This window comes from Variovorax sp. GW821-FHT09D04 (assembly GCF_059416405.1).
The window spans coordinates 324,964-340,240 of sequence record NZ_JBWKPA010000005.1 but is presented as its reverse complement, the minus strand read 5'-3'; the positions used below and the strand labels follow the sequence as shown (position 1 = coordinate 340,240).

Here is a 15,277-nt window from a genome sequence, read left to right as displayed (position 1 = left end):
GCGCGCGGCATACTGCGCGAGTCCTCTCCCTTTTCTCTTCTTCCGAACGGATTCCCCATGGCAGGTTTGCAAGCCGGCGCGCCGACACCCCAATCGATCACCGTGCATGGCCAATCGCGCGTGCTCGAGGTCGGCTTCTCGGACGGCGCCACCTTCCGCATCCCCTTCGAGCTGATGCGCATCTACTCGCCGTCGGCCGAGGTGCAGGGCCACGGCCCGGGGCAGGAGGTGCTGCAGACCGGCAAGCGCGACGTCGACCTGGTCGGGCTCGAGCCGGTGGGCAACTACGCGGTGCAGCCGGCCTTCAGCGATGGCCACAACTCCGGCATCTACACCTGGAGCCTGCTCTATGACCTGGGCGCGCGGCAGGCCGAGCTGTGGGCCGATTACGAGCGGCGCCTGGCCGCGGCGGGCGTGGACCGCGACGCCCCGATGGCCGACAAGGGCGGCCACGCCTGCAGCAGCCACTGAGCGTCGAGGAACCGAGGGTAAACATACCCTGTTGCTATTGAAAAGATAGCCTTACACACAGCAAAGACGCGCGTTGCGGCGGCCCTCCGTTGGAGGAAAAAGCAACAAATGTCCGCCGTGCCCGCGGGGTCGTCGCCTTGAAGGAATGCCTTCCGGCCTAACATCCAGCGCATGAGTACAACCCACTTCGGCTTCGAGAAAGTCGACGAAAGCGAGAAGGCGCAACGCGTTCGCGGCGTCTTCGACTCGGTGGCCTCGCGCTACGACATCATGAACGACCTGATGTCGGCCGGACTGCACCGGGCCTGGAAGGCCTACACCGTGATGGTCGCGAACGTGGGCGAAGGCTCGCGCGTGCTCGACATCGCGGGCGGTACCGGCGACCTCGCACTCGCCTTCTCCAAGAAGGTCGGCGCCACGGGCCAGGTGGTCCATACCGACATCAACGAAGCCATGCTGCGCACCGGCCGCAACCGCCTGCTCGACGCCGGCGTGGTGCTGCCCACCACGGTCTGCGACGCCGAGAAGCTGCCCTTTCCCGACGACCACTTCGACGTGGTCACCGTGGCCTTCGGCCTGCGCAACATGACGCACAAGGACGTTGCCCTCAAGGAGATGAACCGCGTGCTCAAGCCGCGCGGCAAGCTGCTGGTGCTCGAGTTCTCGAAGGTCGCCAAGCCGCTCACGAAGGCCTACGACTGGTATTCGTTCAACGTGCTGCCGCGCCTGGGCAAGCTCGTGGCCGGCGACGATGCGAGCTACCGCTACCTGGCCGAATCGATCCGAATGCATCCCTCGCAAGAGGAGCTCAAGACCCTCATGAAAGAGGGCGGTTTCGGACATGTGGACTATCACAACATGACGGGGGGAATTGCTGCCCTCCATGTTGGAATCAAGTGTTGATCACGATGACGACGCGAATTTTTCGCTCAAGAGGAGACGGCATGAAGAGTTTGGGTTCTTTGTTCTTGGCAGCAGCACTGGTGCTGGTGAGCGTTCAGGCGGAAGCTGCTCGCATGGGTGGCGGCAAGTCCGTCGGTCGCCAGTCGTCCAACGTGACGCAGCGCCAGGCCACGCAGCCCGCGGCCCCCGCGCAGCAGAACGCGACCAATGCGGCGCCCAAGCCCGCAACGCCCGCCGCCGCTGCACCGAAGCGTCCGTGGGGCGCGATGCTCGGCGGTCTCGCCGCCGGCCTGGGCCTGGCATGGCTCGCGAATTCGCTGGGCCTGGGTGCCGGCTTCGCCAACATCCTGCTGATCGCGCTGCTGGCTTTTGCCGCGCTCGCGGTGTGGCGCATCTTCAAGGCGCGCTCGGCCGCGTCGTCGGGCAACGCCAACCGCCAGGGCGCTTTCGCCTTCCAGGGCGCCGGCAGCCCCGCCGATGCACGCGCACCGGCACAGTACAGCCCGGCCAACGTCGGCAACGACGCCTCGGCACGGCCGTGGGAGCGCAACGCCGCGGCGTTCGACGCCGCGCCGGCATCGCACGGCAGCAGCCTCTCGGCCGCGGGTGCCGCAGCCGGCGGCAGCATGATCGGTTCGGCACTGGCCGGTTCGCAGTCCTGGGGCATCCCCGCAGGCTTCGATGCCGACGGTTTCCTCACCGCCGCCAAGCGCAACTTCGTGACCCTGCAAGACGCCTGGGACCGCGCCGACGTGTCGATGCTGCGTTCCATGATGACCGACAGCATGGTCGAAGAGATCCGCACGCAGCTGGCCGACCGCGCCAGCCACACGGGCGGTGCGCTCAACAAGACCGAGGTCGTGATGCTCGACGCCAAGCTGTTGGGCATCGAAGAGCTGCCCGACGCCTACATGGCGAGCGTGGAGTTCTCCGGCATGATCCGCGAAGACGCCTCGGCGGGCCCGGCCCCGTTCCGCGAAGTCTGGAACATGACCAAGACCGGCAGCGCCGGCTGGCTCGTCGCAGGCGTGCAAGCGCTGCAATGACAAAAACCTGAGCTGCAGCCGTCACCCGGCTGTAGCACTGACGGGATAATGGGGACCATGGCTACACCATCGTCCCCTTTTTCTTTGCTCGGCGACTTGTTCAACCGCATCGGCGAACGCCTGCAACCGCCGGCCTGGGCCGTCCACGAGATCCAGCACCGCGCGGTCCTGTTCCTGAACCACGTGTTGCAGCAGGAGCCCGAAGCGCAGCAGCGGCTGCTGCGCCAGCAGGGCAGGGTGGTGCGCTTCCAGTGGCGCTTCGTGACGATGGAACTGGTGGCCACGCCGGCCGGCCTGCTCGACCTGGCACCTGCCGGCTCCACGCCCGAACTCACGCTCACCGTGATCGATGACTCCCCCTTCGACATCGCCCGCGCCACGCTGCGCGGCGACAAGCCCTCCGTGCAGATCGTCGGCGACGTGCAACTCGCGGCCGAGGTCAACTGGCTGGTCGACCACGTGCGCTGGGACGTCGAGGACGACCTGGCCCGCGTGATCGGCGACGTGCCCGCGCACACGCTGGGCAACGGCGTGCGGCGCGTGGTCGGCGCGCTGCGCCAGTTCGTCGGCGACCGCTCGGCCCGTGCCGGCGGTGCGGCGGGCCACGCCGAATGAGTCGCTTCTATCGCGGCCTGTTCATCGTCTGGGTCGCACTGCGCTATGGCCTGGACGAGCTCGTGCTCACGAGCTTCCAGAAGCCCTGGCTGCGCGTGGTGGCACGCATCGTCTCCGTTGGACGCAACCTCGACGCGCCGCGCGGCCAGCGCCTGCGCGAGGCATTGGAGCGGCTGGGCCCCATCTTCGTGAAGTTCGGCCAGGTGCTGTCCACGCGGCGCGACCTGCTGCCGCCCGACATCGCCGACGAGCTCGCCTTCCTGCAGGACCGCGTGCCGCCGTTCCCCTCGGCGGTGGCGGTCGCGACCATCGAGCGCGCCTTCCGCCGCCCGGTGAGCGACGTGTTCGTGCAGTTCGACGAAACGCCCATCGCCAGCGCCTCGATCGCGCAGGTGCACTTCGCGACCATCCGCACCAACCAGGGCGAGATCCGCGACGTGGCGGTGAAGGTGCTGCGCCCCAACATGCGCGGCGTGATCGAGAAGGACCTGGCCCTCATGGCCATGATGGCCGGCTGGATCGAGAAGCTCTCGCCCGACGGCAAGCGCCTGAAGCCGCGCGAGGTGGTCGGCGAGTTCGACAAGTACCTGCACGACGAGCTCGACCTCGTGCGCGAGGCCGCCAACGCCGCGCAGCTGCGCCGCAACATGGCCTCGCTCGACCTGGTGCTGATCCCCGAGATGTTCTGGGACTTCTGCCACCCCGAAGTCATCGTGATGGAGCGCATGAACGGCGTGCCCATTGCCCAGATCGACAAGCTGCGCGCCGCCGGCGTCGACATTCCCAAGCTCGCGCGCGACGGCGTGACGATCTTCTTCACACAGGTGTTCCGCGACGGCTTCTTCCATGCCGACATGCACCCGGGCAACATCCAGGTGAGCCTGGCGCCCGAGACCTTCGGGCGCTACATCTCGCTCGACTTCGGCATCATCGGCACGCTCACCGAGTCCGACAAGGAATACCTCGCGCAGAACTTCGCGGCTTTCTTCCGGCGCGACTACAAGCGCGTGGCCGAGCTGCACCTGGAGAGCGGCTGGGTGCCGCAGGGCACGCGCATCGACGAGCTCGAGGCGGCGATCCGCACCGTGTGCGAGCCGTACTTCGACCGGCCGCTGAAGGAAATCTCGCTGGGCATGGTGCTGATGCGCCTGTTCCAGACCTCGCGCCGCTTCCACGTCGAGATCCAGCCGCAGCTTGTGCTGCTGCAGAAGACCCTGCTGAACATCGAGGGCCTGGGCCGCAGCATCGACCCCGAGCTCGACCTCTGGGCCACGGCCAAGCCCTTCCTCGAGAAGTGGATGATCGACCAGATCGGGCCGAAGAAGCTGTTCCAGCAGCTGCGGGCCGAGGCGCCGCGCTACGCGAAATTGCTGCCGCAATTGCCGCGTTTGCTGCACGATTTCCTGGAAAATCGGCCGCCCGATCACCGCCGCGAGTTGCAGGAGTTGCTGGCCGCGCAGAAGCGCACCAACCGGCTGCTGCAGGCCATCCTCTATGGCGGCATCGGATTCGTCCTGGGGTTGCTCGCCATGCAAGTGTTGGTGCGCGTGCGTTTGTTCTAGAGGCTGGAGGAGTTTCGCCGTGTTGTTGACGCTGGTCATCGTCTATCTGCTGGTCACCATCGCCATCGGCCTGTATGCGGCCAAACGGGTGAAGAACACCACCGACTTCGCGATCGCGGGGCGGCACCTGCCGCTGTTCATGATCATCACGACCACCTTCGCGACCTGGTTCGGGTCCGAGACGGTGCTCGGCATCCCGGCCAAGTTCATCGAGGGCGGCCTGAGCGGCGTGGTCGAAGACCCGTTCGGCGCGGGCACCTGCCTGATCTTGGTGGGCCTGTTCTTCGCGGGCAAGCTGTACCGCATGACGCTCTTGACCATCAGCGACTACTACCGCGAGCGCTACGGCCGCAGCGTGGAAGTGGCCTGCTCGCTGATCATCATGCTGAGCTACCTGGGCTGGGTGTCGGCGCAGGTCACGGCGCTGGGGCTGGTGTTCAACGTGCTGTCGGCCGGGGCCATCAGCATCCCGCTGGGCATGGTGATCGGCGTGGTCTCGATCCTGGCCTACACGCTGTTCGGCGGCATGTGGTCGGTGGCCGTGACCGACTTCATCCAGATGATCATTCTGGTCGTCGGCCTCGCGGTCATCGCGATGTTCGCGGGCGACATGGCCGGCGGCGCCGACAAGGTGGTGGCCTTCGCGGTCAGCAAGGACCTCTTCAAGTTCTGGCCCGAGCCCAACTGGCACGACATGGTGTTCTTCTTTGCCGCGGCCATCACGATGATGCTGGGCTCCATTCCGCAGCAGGACGTGTTCCAGCGCGTGATGTCGGCCAACAGCGTCAAGGCCGCGACCCGCGGTCCGGTGATCGGCGGCGTGGCCTACATCCTGTTCGCCTTCGTGCCGATGTTCCTCGTGGCCAGCGCGCTGCTGATCATGCCGGAGGAGGTGGCTGTGCTGCTGAAGGAGGATCCGCAGAAGGTGCTGCCCACGCTGGTGCTGCAGAAGATGCCCTTCGTGATGCAGGTGCTGTTCTTCGGCGCGCTGCTGTCGGCCATCAAGTCGACCGCCTCGGCCACCCTGCTGGCGCCCAGCGTCACCTTCACCGAGAACATCTGGCGCCAGTTTCGTCCCGCCGGCACCGACCGCGAGAACCTGATGACCATGCGCATCACGGTGCTGCTGTTCAGCGCCGCCGTGCTGGCCTACGCGATCCGCATGCAGGGCACGCCGATCTACGAACTGGTCTCGGGCGCCTACCAGGTGCCGCTGGTCGGGGCCTTCGTGCCGCTGGTGTGCGGCCTGTACTGGCGCCGTGCCACCACCCAGGGCGCCATCGCCTCGATCGTGGGGGGCATCGGCGTCTGGCTGCTGTTCATGGCCATGCCTTGGGGTACCGCCTTCCCGGCCCAGCTGGCGGGCGTGCTGTCCTCGTTCGCGGGCATGGTTGTCGGCTCGCTGCTGCCGCAATGGATAGCGAACACTCACACGCCGCACCGCCTCCTGGCGACCGAGCCGGCCTGACGGCGGGCCGGGCCGCGCCCCCACGGCCCCTGCGCGCGGGGGCGCCCCTATAATCGAGGGCTTTGCGAGCGGCAGCTGCGTCGCTCATTCCCACCCCGATTTCCCATGCCCATTTACGCCTACAAGTGCAGTTCCTGCGGCTTTGCCAAGGACGTTCTGCAGAAGATGTCGGACACGCCTCTCTCGGTGTGCCCGGAATGCGGTGCGAGCGCATTTGAAAAGCAGGTCACGGCCGCCGGCTTCCAGCTCAAGGGCTCGGGCTGGTACGTGACCGACTTCCGCGAGGGCGGCGGCAAGAAGTCCGAGGCCGCCACCGCGCCCGCTGCGTCCGGCGACAGCGCCAAGTCGGCCGACGCTTCTTCTTCGTCCCCCGCCTCCAGCCCCGCACCGGCGCCCGCTCCCGCTCCCGCTCCCGCGCCGGCCCCCGCTGCAACGGCTGCCGCCAAGAGCGGCGACTGACGGAACCCTCTCCCATGTCCGCCCTGCGCAAATGGTTGTTCTCCGGCTTGCTGGTGATCGTTCCGCTGTTCATCACCCTGGCGGTGCTGAAGTGGATCATCGACACGCTCGACCAGACGCTGTGGGTGCTGCCGGGCGCATGGCAGCGCTGGCTCTACGACAACAACATCCGCGGGCTCGGTGTGCTGCTCACGCTGGCCATTCTGCTGGTGGTCGGTGCCATTGCGAGCAACTTCGTCGGCAAGCGCCTGCTCGGCTGGGGCGACGCTGTGGTGCGCCGCATTCCGGTCGTGCGCTCGATCTACTCGAGCGTCAAGCAGGTGTCGGACACGCTGTTCTCCGAGAACGGCAACGCATTCCGCACGGCAGTGCTGATCCAGTGGCCGCGCGAGAGCGTGTGGACCATTGCCTTCGTGACCGGCGCGCCGGGCAACGAGGTGGCCGAGTACCTGGGCAGCGAGGAATTCCTCAGCGTCTACGTGCCGACCACGCCCAACCCCACGGGCGGCTACTTCGTCATGCTCAAGCGCAGTGACTGCGTCGAACTGAAGATGAGCGTGGACGAAGCGCTCAAGTACATCGTCTCGATGGGCGTGGTCGTTCCAGGCGGCCCCTCCTCGGTGGCGATCAAGCCATCCAACTCATAAAAACGAACGCGCCACGACGGCGCCGGAAGTCATCTCTATGGCCATGCGTACTCACTATTGCGGTCTTGTGACCGAAGCCCTGTTGGGCCAGACCGTCACCCTGTGCGGGTGGGTCAACCGTCGCCGCGACCACGGCGGCGTGATCTTCATCGACGTGCGCGACCGCGAAGGCTACGTGCAGGTGGTGTGCGACCCCGACCGCGCCTCGACCTTCGCCGTGGCCGAGAACCTGCGCAATGAGTTCTGCGTGCAGATCACCGGCCTGGTGCGCGCGCGCCCCGAAGGCACGACCAACGACAGCCTCAAGAGCGGCAAGATCGAAGTGCTGTGTCACGAACTGAAGGTGCTGAACCCCTCGGTCACGCCCCCGTTCCTGCTGGACGACGACAACCTGTCGGAAACCACCCGCCTCACGCACCGCGTGCTCGACCTGCGCCGCCCGGCCATGCAGCGCAACATGATGCTGCGCTACAAGGTGACGATGGAAACGCGCAAGTTCCTCGATGCCAACGGCTTCATCGACATCGAGACGCCGATGCTGGGCAAGTCCACGCCCGAAGGCGCGCGCGACTACCTCGTGCCCAGCCGCGTGCACGACGGCAGCTTCTTCGCGCTGCCGCAGTCGCCCCAGCTGTTCAAGCAGCTGCTGATGGTGGCCGGCTACGACCGCTACTACCAGATCGTGAAGTGCTTCCGCGACGAAGACCTGCGCGCCGACCGCCAGCCTGAATTCACGCAGATCGACATCGAGACCTCGTTCCTCGCCGAAGAGGAAATCCGCGAGATGTTCGAAGGCATGATCCGCAACGTGTTCCGCAACGCCGCGGACATCGACCTGCCGGTGTTCCCGACCATGAGCTACGCCGACGCGATGTTCAAGTACGGCTCGGACAAGCCCGACCTGCGCGTGAAGCTCGAGTTCACCGAACTCACCGAGCTGATGAAGCGCGTCGAGTTCAAGGTGTTCTCCAACGCCGCCACCATGGCTGGCGGCCGCGTCGTCGCGCTGCGCGTGCCCGGCGGCGGTGCCGAGGGCGGCCTGTCGCGCGGCGAAATCGACGCCTACCAGGAGTTCGTGAAGATCTACGGCGCCAAGGGCCTGGCCTACATCAAGGTCAACGACGCAGCCGCCGGCCGCGACGGCCTGCAAAGCCCGATCGTCAAGAACCTCGACGACGCCACGCTGGCCGAGATCATCGCCCGCACGGGTGCGCGCAACGGCGACATCCTGTTCTTCGGCGCCGACAAGGAAAAGGTCGTCAACGACGCCATCGGCGCGCTGCGCGTGAAGATCGGCCACAGTGCCTTCGGCAAGAAGGCGGGCCTGTTCGACGACCGCTGGGCCCCGCTGTGGGTGGTCGACTTCCCGATGTTCGAGTTCGACGAGGAAGGCCAGCGCTGGAGCGCCGTGCACCACCCGTTCACCGCACCGAAGGACGGCCATGAAGACCTCATGGACACCGCGCCCGAGAAGTGCATCGCCAAGGCCTACGACATGGTGCTCAACGGCATCGAAATGGGCGGCGGCTCGGTGCGTATCCACCGCGAGGAAGTGCAGAGCAAGGTGTTCCGCGCGCTGAAGATCAGCGCCGAGGACGCGCAGCTCAAGTTCGGCTTCCTGCTGGACGCGCTGCAGTACGGCGCGCCGCCGCACGGCGGCATCGCCATCGGCCTGGACCGCCTCGTCATGCTCATGACCGGCGCCGAGTCGATCCGCGACGTGATCGCGTTCCCCAAAACCCAGCGCGCGCAAGACCTGCTGACGCAGGCGCCGAGCCCGGTCGACGAGAAGCAACTGCGCGAACTGCACATCAAGCTGCGCAACACGCCGCAAGCGGCCTGATGCAGCCATGACGACCGGCACCCGGCCCTGGAAGATCCCGGAGTCGGTGCTGGTCGTGATCCACACGCCGGCACTCGATGTGCTGCTCATCCGGCGTGCGGATGCCGAGTCCGACTTCTGGCAGTCGGTCACTGGAAGCAAGGACGCCCTCGACGAGCCGCTCGCGCTCACCGCCGCACGCGAAGTGGCCGAGGAGACCGGCATCGATTGCAGTGAAGGCACGCCGCTGGCGTCGCAACTGGTCGACTGGCAGCTGCGCAACGTCTACGAGATCTACCCCGGCTGGCGCGTGCGCTACGAACCCGGCGTCACCCACAACACCGAGCACCTGTTCGGCCTGTGCGTGCCCGAGCGCCTGACACCCCGGCTCGATCCGCGCGAGCACACCGACTGGCAATGGCTGCCGTACCACGAGGCGGCGGACGCCTGCTTTTCCCCGTCGAACGCCGAAGCCATTCTGTTGCTGCCAGAATTTGCGCGATGAACCCACCGGCCGCCGCAGCAGCAGCAACGCAGAACCTCCGGGTCGCGACCTACAACATCCACAAGGGTGTGCAGGGGATCGGGCCGGCGCGTCGGCTCGAGATCCACAACCTGGGCCACGCTATCGAGCAGCTCGATGCCGACATCGTCTGCCTGCAGGAAGTGCGCAAGATGAACCGGCAGGCCGCCGCCCGCTTTCCGCGCTGGCCCGAGCTGCCGCAGGCCGACTTTTTGGCGCCCGAGGGCTACACGGCCGTCTACGAGACCAACGCCGTCACGCGCCACGGCGAGCACGGCAACGCGCTGCTCACGCGCTGGCCGGTGATCCGCACCAGCCACCAGGACATCTCCGACCACCGCTTCGAACAGCGCGGCCTGCTGCATGCCGTGATCGACGTCGAAGGGCGCCGGGTGCACGCCATCGTGGTGCACCTGGGGCTCATCAAGGGCAGCCGCGTGCGGCAGGTGGCCCGACTGCGCGAGTTCATCGAGCGCGAGGTGCCGGCCGACGAGGCCGTGGTGGTGGCCGGCGATTTCAACGACTGGGGCGCGCGCATGCGCTACGCCATGAACGCCATGGGCCTGCGCGACACCAGCGACCTGCGCGGCCCGCGCACGCTCACGTACCCCTCGCGGCTGCCCGTGACGCAGCTGGATTTCGTCTACGGCCGCCAGCTCGAACCGCTGGCCTGCAATGTGCCGCGCGGCCCGATCTGGGCCCGCATGTCCGACCACCTTCCGCTGGTAGCCGACTTCGCGCTACCTAATTGATAGCATTGCTCCGAGAAGGGGCGGGCGTTGTAGCCCGAATCCCCTGGGGCCATTCACTGGTACGATCCCCGCCATGCTGAGGAAAACCGACGTCGAACCGCTTCCCGATCGAAAAGACGATGACGAGGGCACCCCCGTCTCCGTCAAGATCCGCGAGCGACTGAATGCAGCGCGCAAGCGTTTCAACGCCAACGACAACATCGCCGAGTTCATCCAGCCGGGCGAGCTGGAGTCGCTGCTCGACGAGGTCGAGGTCAAGATGAAGGGCGTGCTCGAGAGCCTGGTCATCGACGTCGAGAACGATCACAACACCGACAACACCGCGCGCCGCGTGGCCAAGATGTACCTCAACGAGGTGTTCCGCGGCCGCTATGTGCCGGCGCCTCCGCTCACCGAGTTTCCCAACGCCGAGCACCTGAACGAGCTGATGATCGTCGGCCCGATCACCGTGCGCAGCGCCTGCTCGCACCACTTCTGCCCGATCATCGGCAAGCTGTGGATCGGCGTGATGCCCAATGAGCACACCAACGTGATCGGCCTGTCCAAGTACGCGCGCCTGGCCGAATGGGTCATGGGCCGTCCGCAGATCCAGGAAGAAGCCGTGGTGCAGCTGGCCGACCTGATCCAGGAAAAGACCCAGCCCGACGGCCTGGCGCTGGTCATGGAGGCCGAGCACTTCTGCATGGCCTGGCGCGGCGTGAAGGAAATGGACAGCAAGATGATCAACTCCGTCATGCGCGGCGTGTTCCTGAAAGACCCGAGCCTGCGTCGCGAATTCCTCTCCCTCCTGCCACGAAAGAGCTGAGCCATGCTGGTCCGACTTCTCTATGCCAGTCGCGCCGTCGATACCAGCCCCGAGGCCATCGAGGCGATCCTCGCGAAATCGCGCACGCACAACCCGGCCTGCGGCATCACCGGCATCCTCTGCTACGGCGCCGGCACCTTCTTGCAGGCCATCGAGGGCGGGCGCGACGCCATCAGCGATCTCTACGGCCACATCCAGCGCGATCCGCGCCACAAGGACGTGGTGTTGCTGCACTACGAGGAAATCTCCGAGCGCCGCTTCGGCGGCTGGACGATGGGGCAGGTCAACCTCTCCAAGCTCAACGCCTCGACGCTGCTGAAGTACTCCGAGAAGCCCGAACTCGACCCCTACAAGGTCTCGGGCAAGGTCTCGCTCGCGCTGCTCGAAGAACTGATGGCCACCGCGGCCATCGTCGGCCGCCACTGATCCCGGTTCGACCGGGGTGCCCCTTTCCGCTTTCGCACTGATCCTGCTGGCCGGGGTCATCCACGCCAGCTGGAACATCGCCGCCAAGAAGGCGAACGGCGATTCGCGCTTCGCGTTCCAGAGCGGCGTGTTCATGGCCGTGGTGTGGGCGCCCGTGGGCATCACGCTCGGCTGGAGCGTCGTGCCGACCTGGGGCACGAAGGAGTGGGCCTTCATCGTGCTGAGCGGCGTGCTGCACGTCTTCTATTACGTCGTGCTGCTGCGCGGCTACCGCAAGTCCGATCTCACGGTGGTCTATCCGCTGGCGCGCGGCTCGGGGCCGCTGCTGTCGTCGCTGGTGGCGATCCTGTTTCTCGGCGAGAAGATCAGCCTCGTCGGCGTGGCCGGCATCTTCGGCGTGGTGCTCGGCGTGTTCCTGGTGGCCGGCGGCCCGCGCCTCTTTCACAAGAAGCACGACCCGGTGCAGCGCGAGCGCGTGCACAAGGGCATGCGCTACGGCGTGCTGACCGGCGCCTTCATCGCGGCCTACACGGTCACCGACAGCTACGCCGTCAAGTTCCTCGCCATGTCGCCGATCCTGCTCGACTACATGAGCAACTTCGTGCGCCTCGTGCTGCTGCTGCCCGCCGCGCTGCAGGACCGCGCGACCACCGCGCGCATGTGGCGCGACCAGTGGAAGTACGCGCTGCTGGTGGCGGCGATCAGCCCCGTCTCGTACGTGCTGGTGCTGTACGCGGTGCAGCAGGCGCCCATCTCGCACGTCGCGCCGGCGCGCGAGGTGTCGATGCTGTTCGCCGCGCTGATCGGCGGGCACCTGCTGCGCGAAGGCGACCGCATGCTGCGGCTGCTGGGCGCGCTGTTCATCGCGGCCGGCGTGATCGCGCTCGCACTGGGTTGACCGAGGGCGGGCGATGCTCTTCGGCTGCGATTTCTCGAGCGCACCGACCGCCCGCAAGCCCATCGTCGTGGCCGTCGGTGAGATGGCCGGCTCGGACGCCGTCACGCTGACCGGCCTGCACCGCTTCGCCACGCTCGACGCCTGGGGCCAATGGCTCGACAGCAGCACGCCCGCCTGGGTCGGCGGCTTCGACTTTCCCTTCGGCCTGCCGCGCGAACTGGTCGAGCACCTGCAGTGGCCGGCCGCGTGGGACGCGCTGATCGCCCACTACGCCGGCCTGAGCCGCGCCGAGATCCGCGACACCTTCGCCGCCTTCTGCGCGGCGCGTCCGGTCGGCGGCAAATTCGCGCACCGTGCGACCGATGCGCCGGCGGGCTCGAGCCCGTCGATGAAGTGGGTGAACCCGCCGGTGGCCTACATGCTGCACGCCGGCGTGCCGCGCCTGCTCGCAGCCGGCGCGACCTTGCCGGGCCTGCACGCGGGCACGCACAAGGAGCGCATCGCGCTGGAGGCCTATCCCGGCCTGCTGGCCCGCGAGCTGATCGGCCGGCGCAGCTACAAGAGCGACGACCTCGCGCGGCAGTCGCCCGAGCGCGGGGCCGCGCGCGCCGACCTGCTGGCCGCGCTCGAGGCCGGACGCACGCGGCTCGGCCTGCGCCTCCAACTCACGGCCGCGCAGCGCGACGGGCTGCGCGCCGACGCCAAGGGCGATGAACTCGACGCCGTGCTGTGCCTGCTGCAGGCCGCTTGGGCCCGCCAGCGCGCCGATAGCCCCGGGCCGGGCTACGGATTGCCGGGGTCCATGGACCCGCTCGAAGGCTGGATCGTCAGCGCCTGAGCCGCCTGCCGTCGCTTGCTTGTCCTACAGCGCTTCGGGCCTGCGGCGACACCCGGGCGCAGGCGGCGGGGACTAGATTGACTGGCGTGGACCAAGCCGGTCCATGCACCCATTTCCGACCGCAGGAGGATTTCCCATGACAACGTCGAACCGTTCCCTCGCTCCCTTTGCCACCTCGCGCACCTGGCTCGCCGTGCTCGCCGCCGGCGCCGCGCTGACCCTGGCCGCCTGCGACAAGCCGGGCAACCAGACCGCCGGTGAGAAGCTCGACAGCGCCGTCGCCAAGACCGAGCAGGCGGCCTCCGATGCCAAGGCCAAGACCGAACAGGCCGCGGCCGACGCCAAGACCGGCATGGCCGGCGCCACCGCCGATGTGAAGGAAGCCGCCAAGGACGCCACCGCTGCCGTCACCGCCACGGTCGACGACGCCGCGATCACCGCCTCGGTCTCGGCCGGCCTGGCCAAGGACCCGGACCTGAGCGCGATCAAGATCGACGTCGACACCAAGGGCGGCACCGTGAGCCTCAAGGGCCCGGCACCGACGGCCGCCGCGAAGTCGCGCGCCGAGGAGATCGCCAAGGCCGTGCAGGGTGTGAAGTCGGTGAACAACCAGCTCGAAGTGAAGGGCTGACCGGCCCTTGCGCCGCGCCCAGCAAAAAAGCCCGGTTCGACCGGGCTTTTTCTTGTCTGCGTGCAGCACGCGTTGGCGTGACGTCAGGGCGGGTCCTGCCGCGGCGGCCGCGCGGGCTTCTGCAGCAGCGTGTTGACCAGGTCGGCCACGTCGGAGGTCTTGAGCACCGCCGCGATCACGGCCGTGGCCGAGAGCAGCCGCCAGGGCCGCACGAGCACCAGCAGCGAGCCCGTGGCGGCCGCGGCGGCCATGAGCTTGACGGGCTCGGTGCGGGCGTAGTGTTCGAGCAGGGGGCGGGCCAGTTGGCCGGCCGCGTGCGCGGGATGGCGGCGCCACCAGCGCTGCACCACGCCGCGCGCCATCGCGCTCCAGACGTTGTGGCGGCGCCCCGGCGAGGCGGGCGGCGCATCACCCGCGTCGGTGTGTGCGTATTCGAGGTCGTCGTCGGCGTCGCCGGCAGCCAAGGCGCGATGGGGCGCCGGTGCGTCGGGCTCGCCGTTCAGTTGCCGCACGAGCGCGCGGCGAGAAAGGGTCAGCCGCTGTTGCGGCGTGAGTTGCGGTGCGGCAGGGCGGCGGGGATCAGGGCTGCTCATGGCGGGCTCCGGCGGCGTGCAGCGCGTCGAGGTCCGCGGCCAGTTGGGCACGCAGATCGTCGAAGCCGTAGTTCGGGCTCGGGCGGGTGGCGATCCAGGTGCAGATCGCGGCGATGACCACTGCCACGGCAGGCACGGCCACCAACACCCAGTGGAAGCTGCCGTGCAGCACGCCGAGCAGCACGGCCACGCCGATCAGCCCGAGGGCGAGCACGGCGGTGGCCACCGCCAGGACGCCCGCGACCAGTCGGGCAACCAGGCCGCGCCCCGCTACGGCACTCTCCTGCCGGACAAGGGCGGCGTAGTTGGCGATGTGATCGGCAATGAGCTCCGGGTGCCCGAGCACCGTCGAGAAGATCGGATGAAGCATGTGCGAGGGTGGTCGGGCGGGGTCGGTCGTTCAGTGGCGATGCAACAGCGGATCAGTAGTCGTCGCGGTTGCGGCGGCTGGCCAGCACGATCAGCGCCGTGATGGCGGCGCCGGCAGCGGCGGCCAGCAGCACCGAGCGCACGGGCTGGTCGGAGATGTAGCGGCCCGTCACGTCGGCGGCCTGTTCGATGCGGCGGTGCGCGCGGGCGCTGGTGGTCGAGGCGGCGTCGAGGCCGCGCTGCACGGCTTGCTGCACGCGTGCGGCCAACTGCTCGACACCCGGTTCGGCGTCGCGGCGCAGTTCGCGGACCTTTTCGCCCGCCGCATTCACCGCGTTCTGAGCGTAGGCGCGGGTGGTTTCGGCCGCTTCCTGGGCGGTCTGGCGCACGTCGTCAGCGAGTTGCGAAGGGGTCTTGGTCGTGTTCATGGGAGAGTCCTTTCCGGGAAG

The 15,277-nt window shown here is 67.8% G+C and carries 19 protein-coding genes; 16 read left to right on the top strand and 3 right to left on the bottom strand.

Annotated elements, in window-relative coordinates; all coding sequences use genetic code 11:
* The first annotated feature begins 57 nt into the window (after window positions 1–57).
* From AC07O4_RS18295 to AC07O4_RS18220, 16 genes are all read left to right on the top strand, one after another.
* Entirely contained in the window at window positions 58–471 is a 414-nt protein-coding gene (locus AC07O4_RS18295) for a gamma-butyrobetaine hydroxylase family protein (protein WP_062477026.1), read from the top strand.
* A 171-nt stretch (window positions 472–642) separates the two neighbouring features.
* Window positions 643–1,374, top strand: coding sequence for a bifunctional demethylmenaquinone methyltransferase/2-methoxy-6-polyprenyl-1,4-benzoquinol methylase UbiE (gene ubiE, locus AC07O4_RS18290; protein ID WP_056578284.1), 732 nt, complete (start codon window positions 643–645; stop codon window positions 1,372–1,374).
* A gap of 41 nt (window positions 1,375–1,415) precedes the next feature.
* Entirely contained in the window at window positions 1,416–2,420 is a 1,005-nt protein-coding gene (locus AC07O4_RS18285) for a Tim44 domain-containing protein (protein WP_062477032.1), read from the top strand.
* Window positions 2,421–2,477: 57 nt separating this feature from the next.
* Window positions 2,478–3,035 carry a ubiquinone biosynthesis accessory factor UbiJ gene (locus AC07O4_RS18280; protein WP_062477123.1) on the top strand — a complete coding sequence of 186 codons (558 nt, stop codon included), beginning with the start codon at window positions 2,478–2,480 and terminating at the stop codon, window positions 3,033–3,035.
* On the top strand, window positions 3,032–4,597 hold the full coding sequence (ubiB, locus tag AC07O4_RS18275) for a ubiquinone biosynthesis regulatory protein kinase UbiB (protein ID WP_139700161.1): 1,566 nt from the start codon (window positions 3,032–3,034) through the stop codon (window positions 4,595–4,597). Before AC07O4_RS18280 ends, ubiB begins: the two co-directional genes overlap by 4 nt.
* 19 nt (window positions 4,598–4,616) lie before the next feature.
* Window positions 4,617–6,065: a high affinity choline transporter 1 gene (locus AC07O4_RS18270; RefSeq protein ID WP_493194558.1), complete on the top strand. Its 1,449-nt coding sequence runs from the start codon at window positions 4,617–4,619 to the stop codon at window positions 6,063–6,065.
* Between the two features lie 105 nt (window positions 6,066–6,170).
* Entirely contained in the window at window positions 6,171–6,524 is a 354-nt protein-coding gene (locus tag AC07O4_RS18265) for an FmdB family zinc ribbon protein (protein ID WP_495305284.1), read from the top strand.
* Window positions 6,525–6,538: 14 nt separating this feature from the next.
* Window positions 6,539–7,171, top strand: a complete 633-nt coding sequence (locus AC07O4_RS18260; RefSeq protein WP_062477045.1) for a DUF502 domain-containing protein — start codon at window positions 6,539–6,541, stop codon at window positions 7,169–7,171.
* Window positions 7,172–7,208: 37 nt separating this feature from the next.
* Window positions 7,209–9,014 carry an aspartate--tRNA ligase gene (aspS, locus tag AC07O4_RS18255; RefSeq protein WP_062477047.1) on the top strand — a complete coding sequence of 602 codons (1,806 nt, stop codon included), beginning with the start codon at window positions 7,209–7,211 and terminating at the stop codon, window positions 9,012–9,014.
* Between the two features lie 7 nt (window positions 9,015–9,021).
* Complete coding sequence (gene nudB / locus AC07O4_RS18250; protein WP_495305283.1) at window positions 9,022–9,498, top strand: dihydroneopterin triphosphate diphosphatase; 477 nt, start codon at window positions 9,022–9,024, stop codon at window positions 9,496–9,498.
* On the top strand, window positions 9,495–10,268 hold the full coding sequence (locus AC07O4_RS18245; protein WP_095949358.1) for an endonuclease/exonuclease/phosphatase family protein: 774 nt from the start codon (window positions 9,495–9,497) through the stop codon (window positions 10,266–10,268). Before nudB ends, AC07O4_RS18245 begins: the two co-directional genes overlap by 4 nt.
* A gap of 73 nt (window positions 10,269–10,341) precedes the next feature.
* Window positions 10,342–11,073 (top strand): GTP cyclohydrolase I, encoded by a 732-nt coding sequence (gene folE / locus AC07O4_RS18240; protein ID WP_062477056.1) that lies wholly within the window; start codon window positions 10,342–10,344, stop codon window positions 11,071–11,073.
* A gap of 3 nt (window positions 11,074–11,076) precedes the next feature.
* Entirely contained in the window at window positions 11,077–11,499 is a 423-nt protein-coding gene (locus AC07O4_RS18235; protein WP_062477059.1) for a BLUF domain-containing protein, read from the top strand.
* Window positions 11,500–11,515: 16 nt separating this feature from the next.
* Window positions 11,516–12,397 carry an EamA family transporter gene (locus AC07O4_RS18230; protein WP_390346141.1) on the top strand — a complete coding sequence of 294 codons (882 nt, stop codon included), beginning with the start codon at window positions 11,516–11,518 and terminating at the stop codon, window positions 12,395–12,397.
* 13 nt (window positions 12,398–12,410) lie between these two features.
* The gene (locus AC07O4_RS18225) at window positions 12,411–13,235 is read left to right on the top strand and encodes a DUF429 domain-containing protein (protein WP_495305282.1); all 825 of its coding nucleotides are present in this window, start codon (window positions 12,411–12,413) and stop codon (window positions 13,233–13,235) included.
* Between the two features lie 136 nt (window positions 13,236–13,371).
* Window positions 13,372–13,866: a BON domain-containing protein gene (locus AC07O4_RS18220; protein WP_492734171.1), complete on the top strand. Its 495-nt coding sequence runs from the start codon at window positions 13,372–13,374 to the stop codon at window positions 13,864–13,866.
* A gap of 83 nt (window positions 13,867–13,949) precedes the next feature.
* Here the strand turns inward: AC07O4_RS18220 and AC07O4_RS18215 are convergent, their stop codons facing one another.
* From AC07O4_RS18215 to AC07O4_RS18205, 3 genes are read right to left on the bottom strand one after another with little or no spacing between them, the layout of a single operon-like run.
* Entirely contained in the window at window positions 13,950–14,459 is a 510-nt protein-coding gene (locus AC07O4_RS18215; RefSeq protein WP_495305281.1) for a hypothetical protein, read from the bottom strand.
* On the bottom strand, window positions 14,446–14,829 hold the full coding sequence (locus tag AC07O4_RS18210; RefSeq protein ID WP_062477071.1) for a hypothetical protein: 384 nt from the start codon (window positions 14,827–14,829) through the stop codon (window positions 14,446–14,448). Before AC07O4_RS18210 ends, AC07O4_RS18215 begins: the two co-directional genes overlap by 14 nt.
* 52 nt (window positions 14,830–14,881) lie before the next feature.
* Entirely contained in the window at window positions 14,882–15,256 is a 375-nt protein-coding gene (locus tag AC07O4_RS18205) for a hypothetical protein (RefSeq protein ID WP_062477074.1), read from the bottom strand.
* Window positions 15,257–15,277 lie beyond the last annotated feature (21 nt).

Coding starts and splice junctions, on each gene's coding strand:
- AC07O4_RS18265 (WP_495305284.1), top strand. CDS start 6,171: ATGCCCATTTACGCCTACAAGTGCAGTTCCTGCGGCTTTGCCAAGGAC.
- AC07O4_RS18210 (WP_062477071.1), bottom strand. CDS start 14,829: ATGCTTCATCCGATCTTCTCGACGGTGCTCGGGCACCCGGAGCTCATT.
- ubiE (WP_056578284.1), top strand. CDS start 643: ATGAGTACAACCCACTTCGGCTTCGAGAAAGTCGACGAAAGCGAGAAG.
- AC07O4_RS18260 (WP_062477045.1), top strand. CDS start 6,539: ATGTCCGCCCTGCGCAAATGGTTGTTCTCCGGCTTGCTGGTGATCGTT.
- AC07O4_RS18295 (WP_062477026.1), top strand. CDS start 58: ATGGCAGGTTTGCAAGCCGGCGCGCCGACACCCCAATCGATCACCGTG.
- AC07O4_RS18205 (WP_062477074.1), bottom strand. CDS start 15,256: ATGAACACGACCAAGACCCCTTCGCAACTCGCTGACGACGTGCGCCAG.
- nudB (WP_495305283.1), top strand. CDS start 9,022: ATGACGACCGGCACCCGGCCCTGGAAGATCCCGGAGTCGGTGCTGGTC.
- AC07O4_RS18285 (WP_062477032.1), top strand. CDS start 1,416: ATGAAGAGTTTGGGTTCTTTGTTCTTGGCAGCAGCACTGGTGCTGGTG.
- folE (WP_062477056.1), top strand. CDS start 10,342: ATGCTGAGGAAAACCGACGTCGAACCGCTTCCCGATCGAAAAGACGAT.
- ubiB (WP_139700161.1), top strand. CDS start 3,032: ATGAGTCGCTTCTATCGCGGCCTGTTCATCGTCTGGGTCGCACTGCGC.
- AC07O4_RS18245 (WP_095949358.1), top strand. CDS start 9,495: ATGAACCCACCGGCCGCCGCAGCAGCAGCAACGCAGAACCTCCGGGTC.
- AC07O4_RS18215 (WP_495305281.1), bottom strand. CDS start 14,459: ATGAGCAGCCCTGATCCCCGCCGCCCTGCCGCACCGCAACTCACGCCG.
- AC07O4_RS18220 (WP_492734171.1), top strand. CDS start 13,372: ATGACAACGTCGAACCGTTCCCTCGCTCCCTTTGCCACCTCGCGCACC.
- aspS (WP_062477047.1), top strand. CDS start 7,209: ATGGCCATGCGTACTCACTATTGCGGTCTTGTGACCGAAGCCCTGTTG.
- AC07O4_RS18280 (WP_062477123.1), top strand. CDS start 2,478: ATGGCTACACCATCGTCCCCTTTTTCTTTGCTCGGCGACTTGTTCAAC.
- AC07O4_RS18225 (WP_495305282.1), top strand. CDS start 12,411: ATGCTCTTCGGCTGCGATTTCTCGAGCGCACCGACCGCCCGCAAGCCC.
- AC07O4_RS18235 (WP_062477059.1), top strand. CDS start 11,077: ATGCTGGTCCGACTTCTCTATGCCAGTCGCGCCGTCGATACCAGCCCC.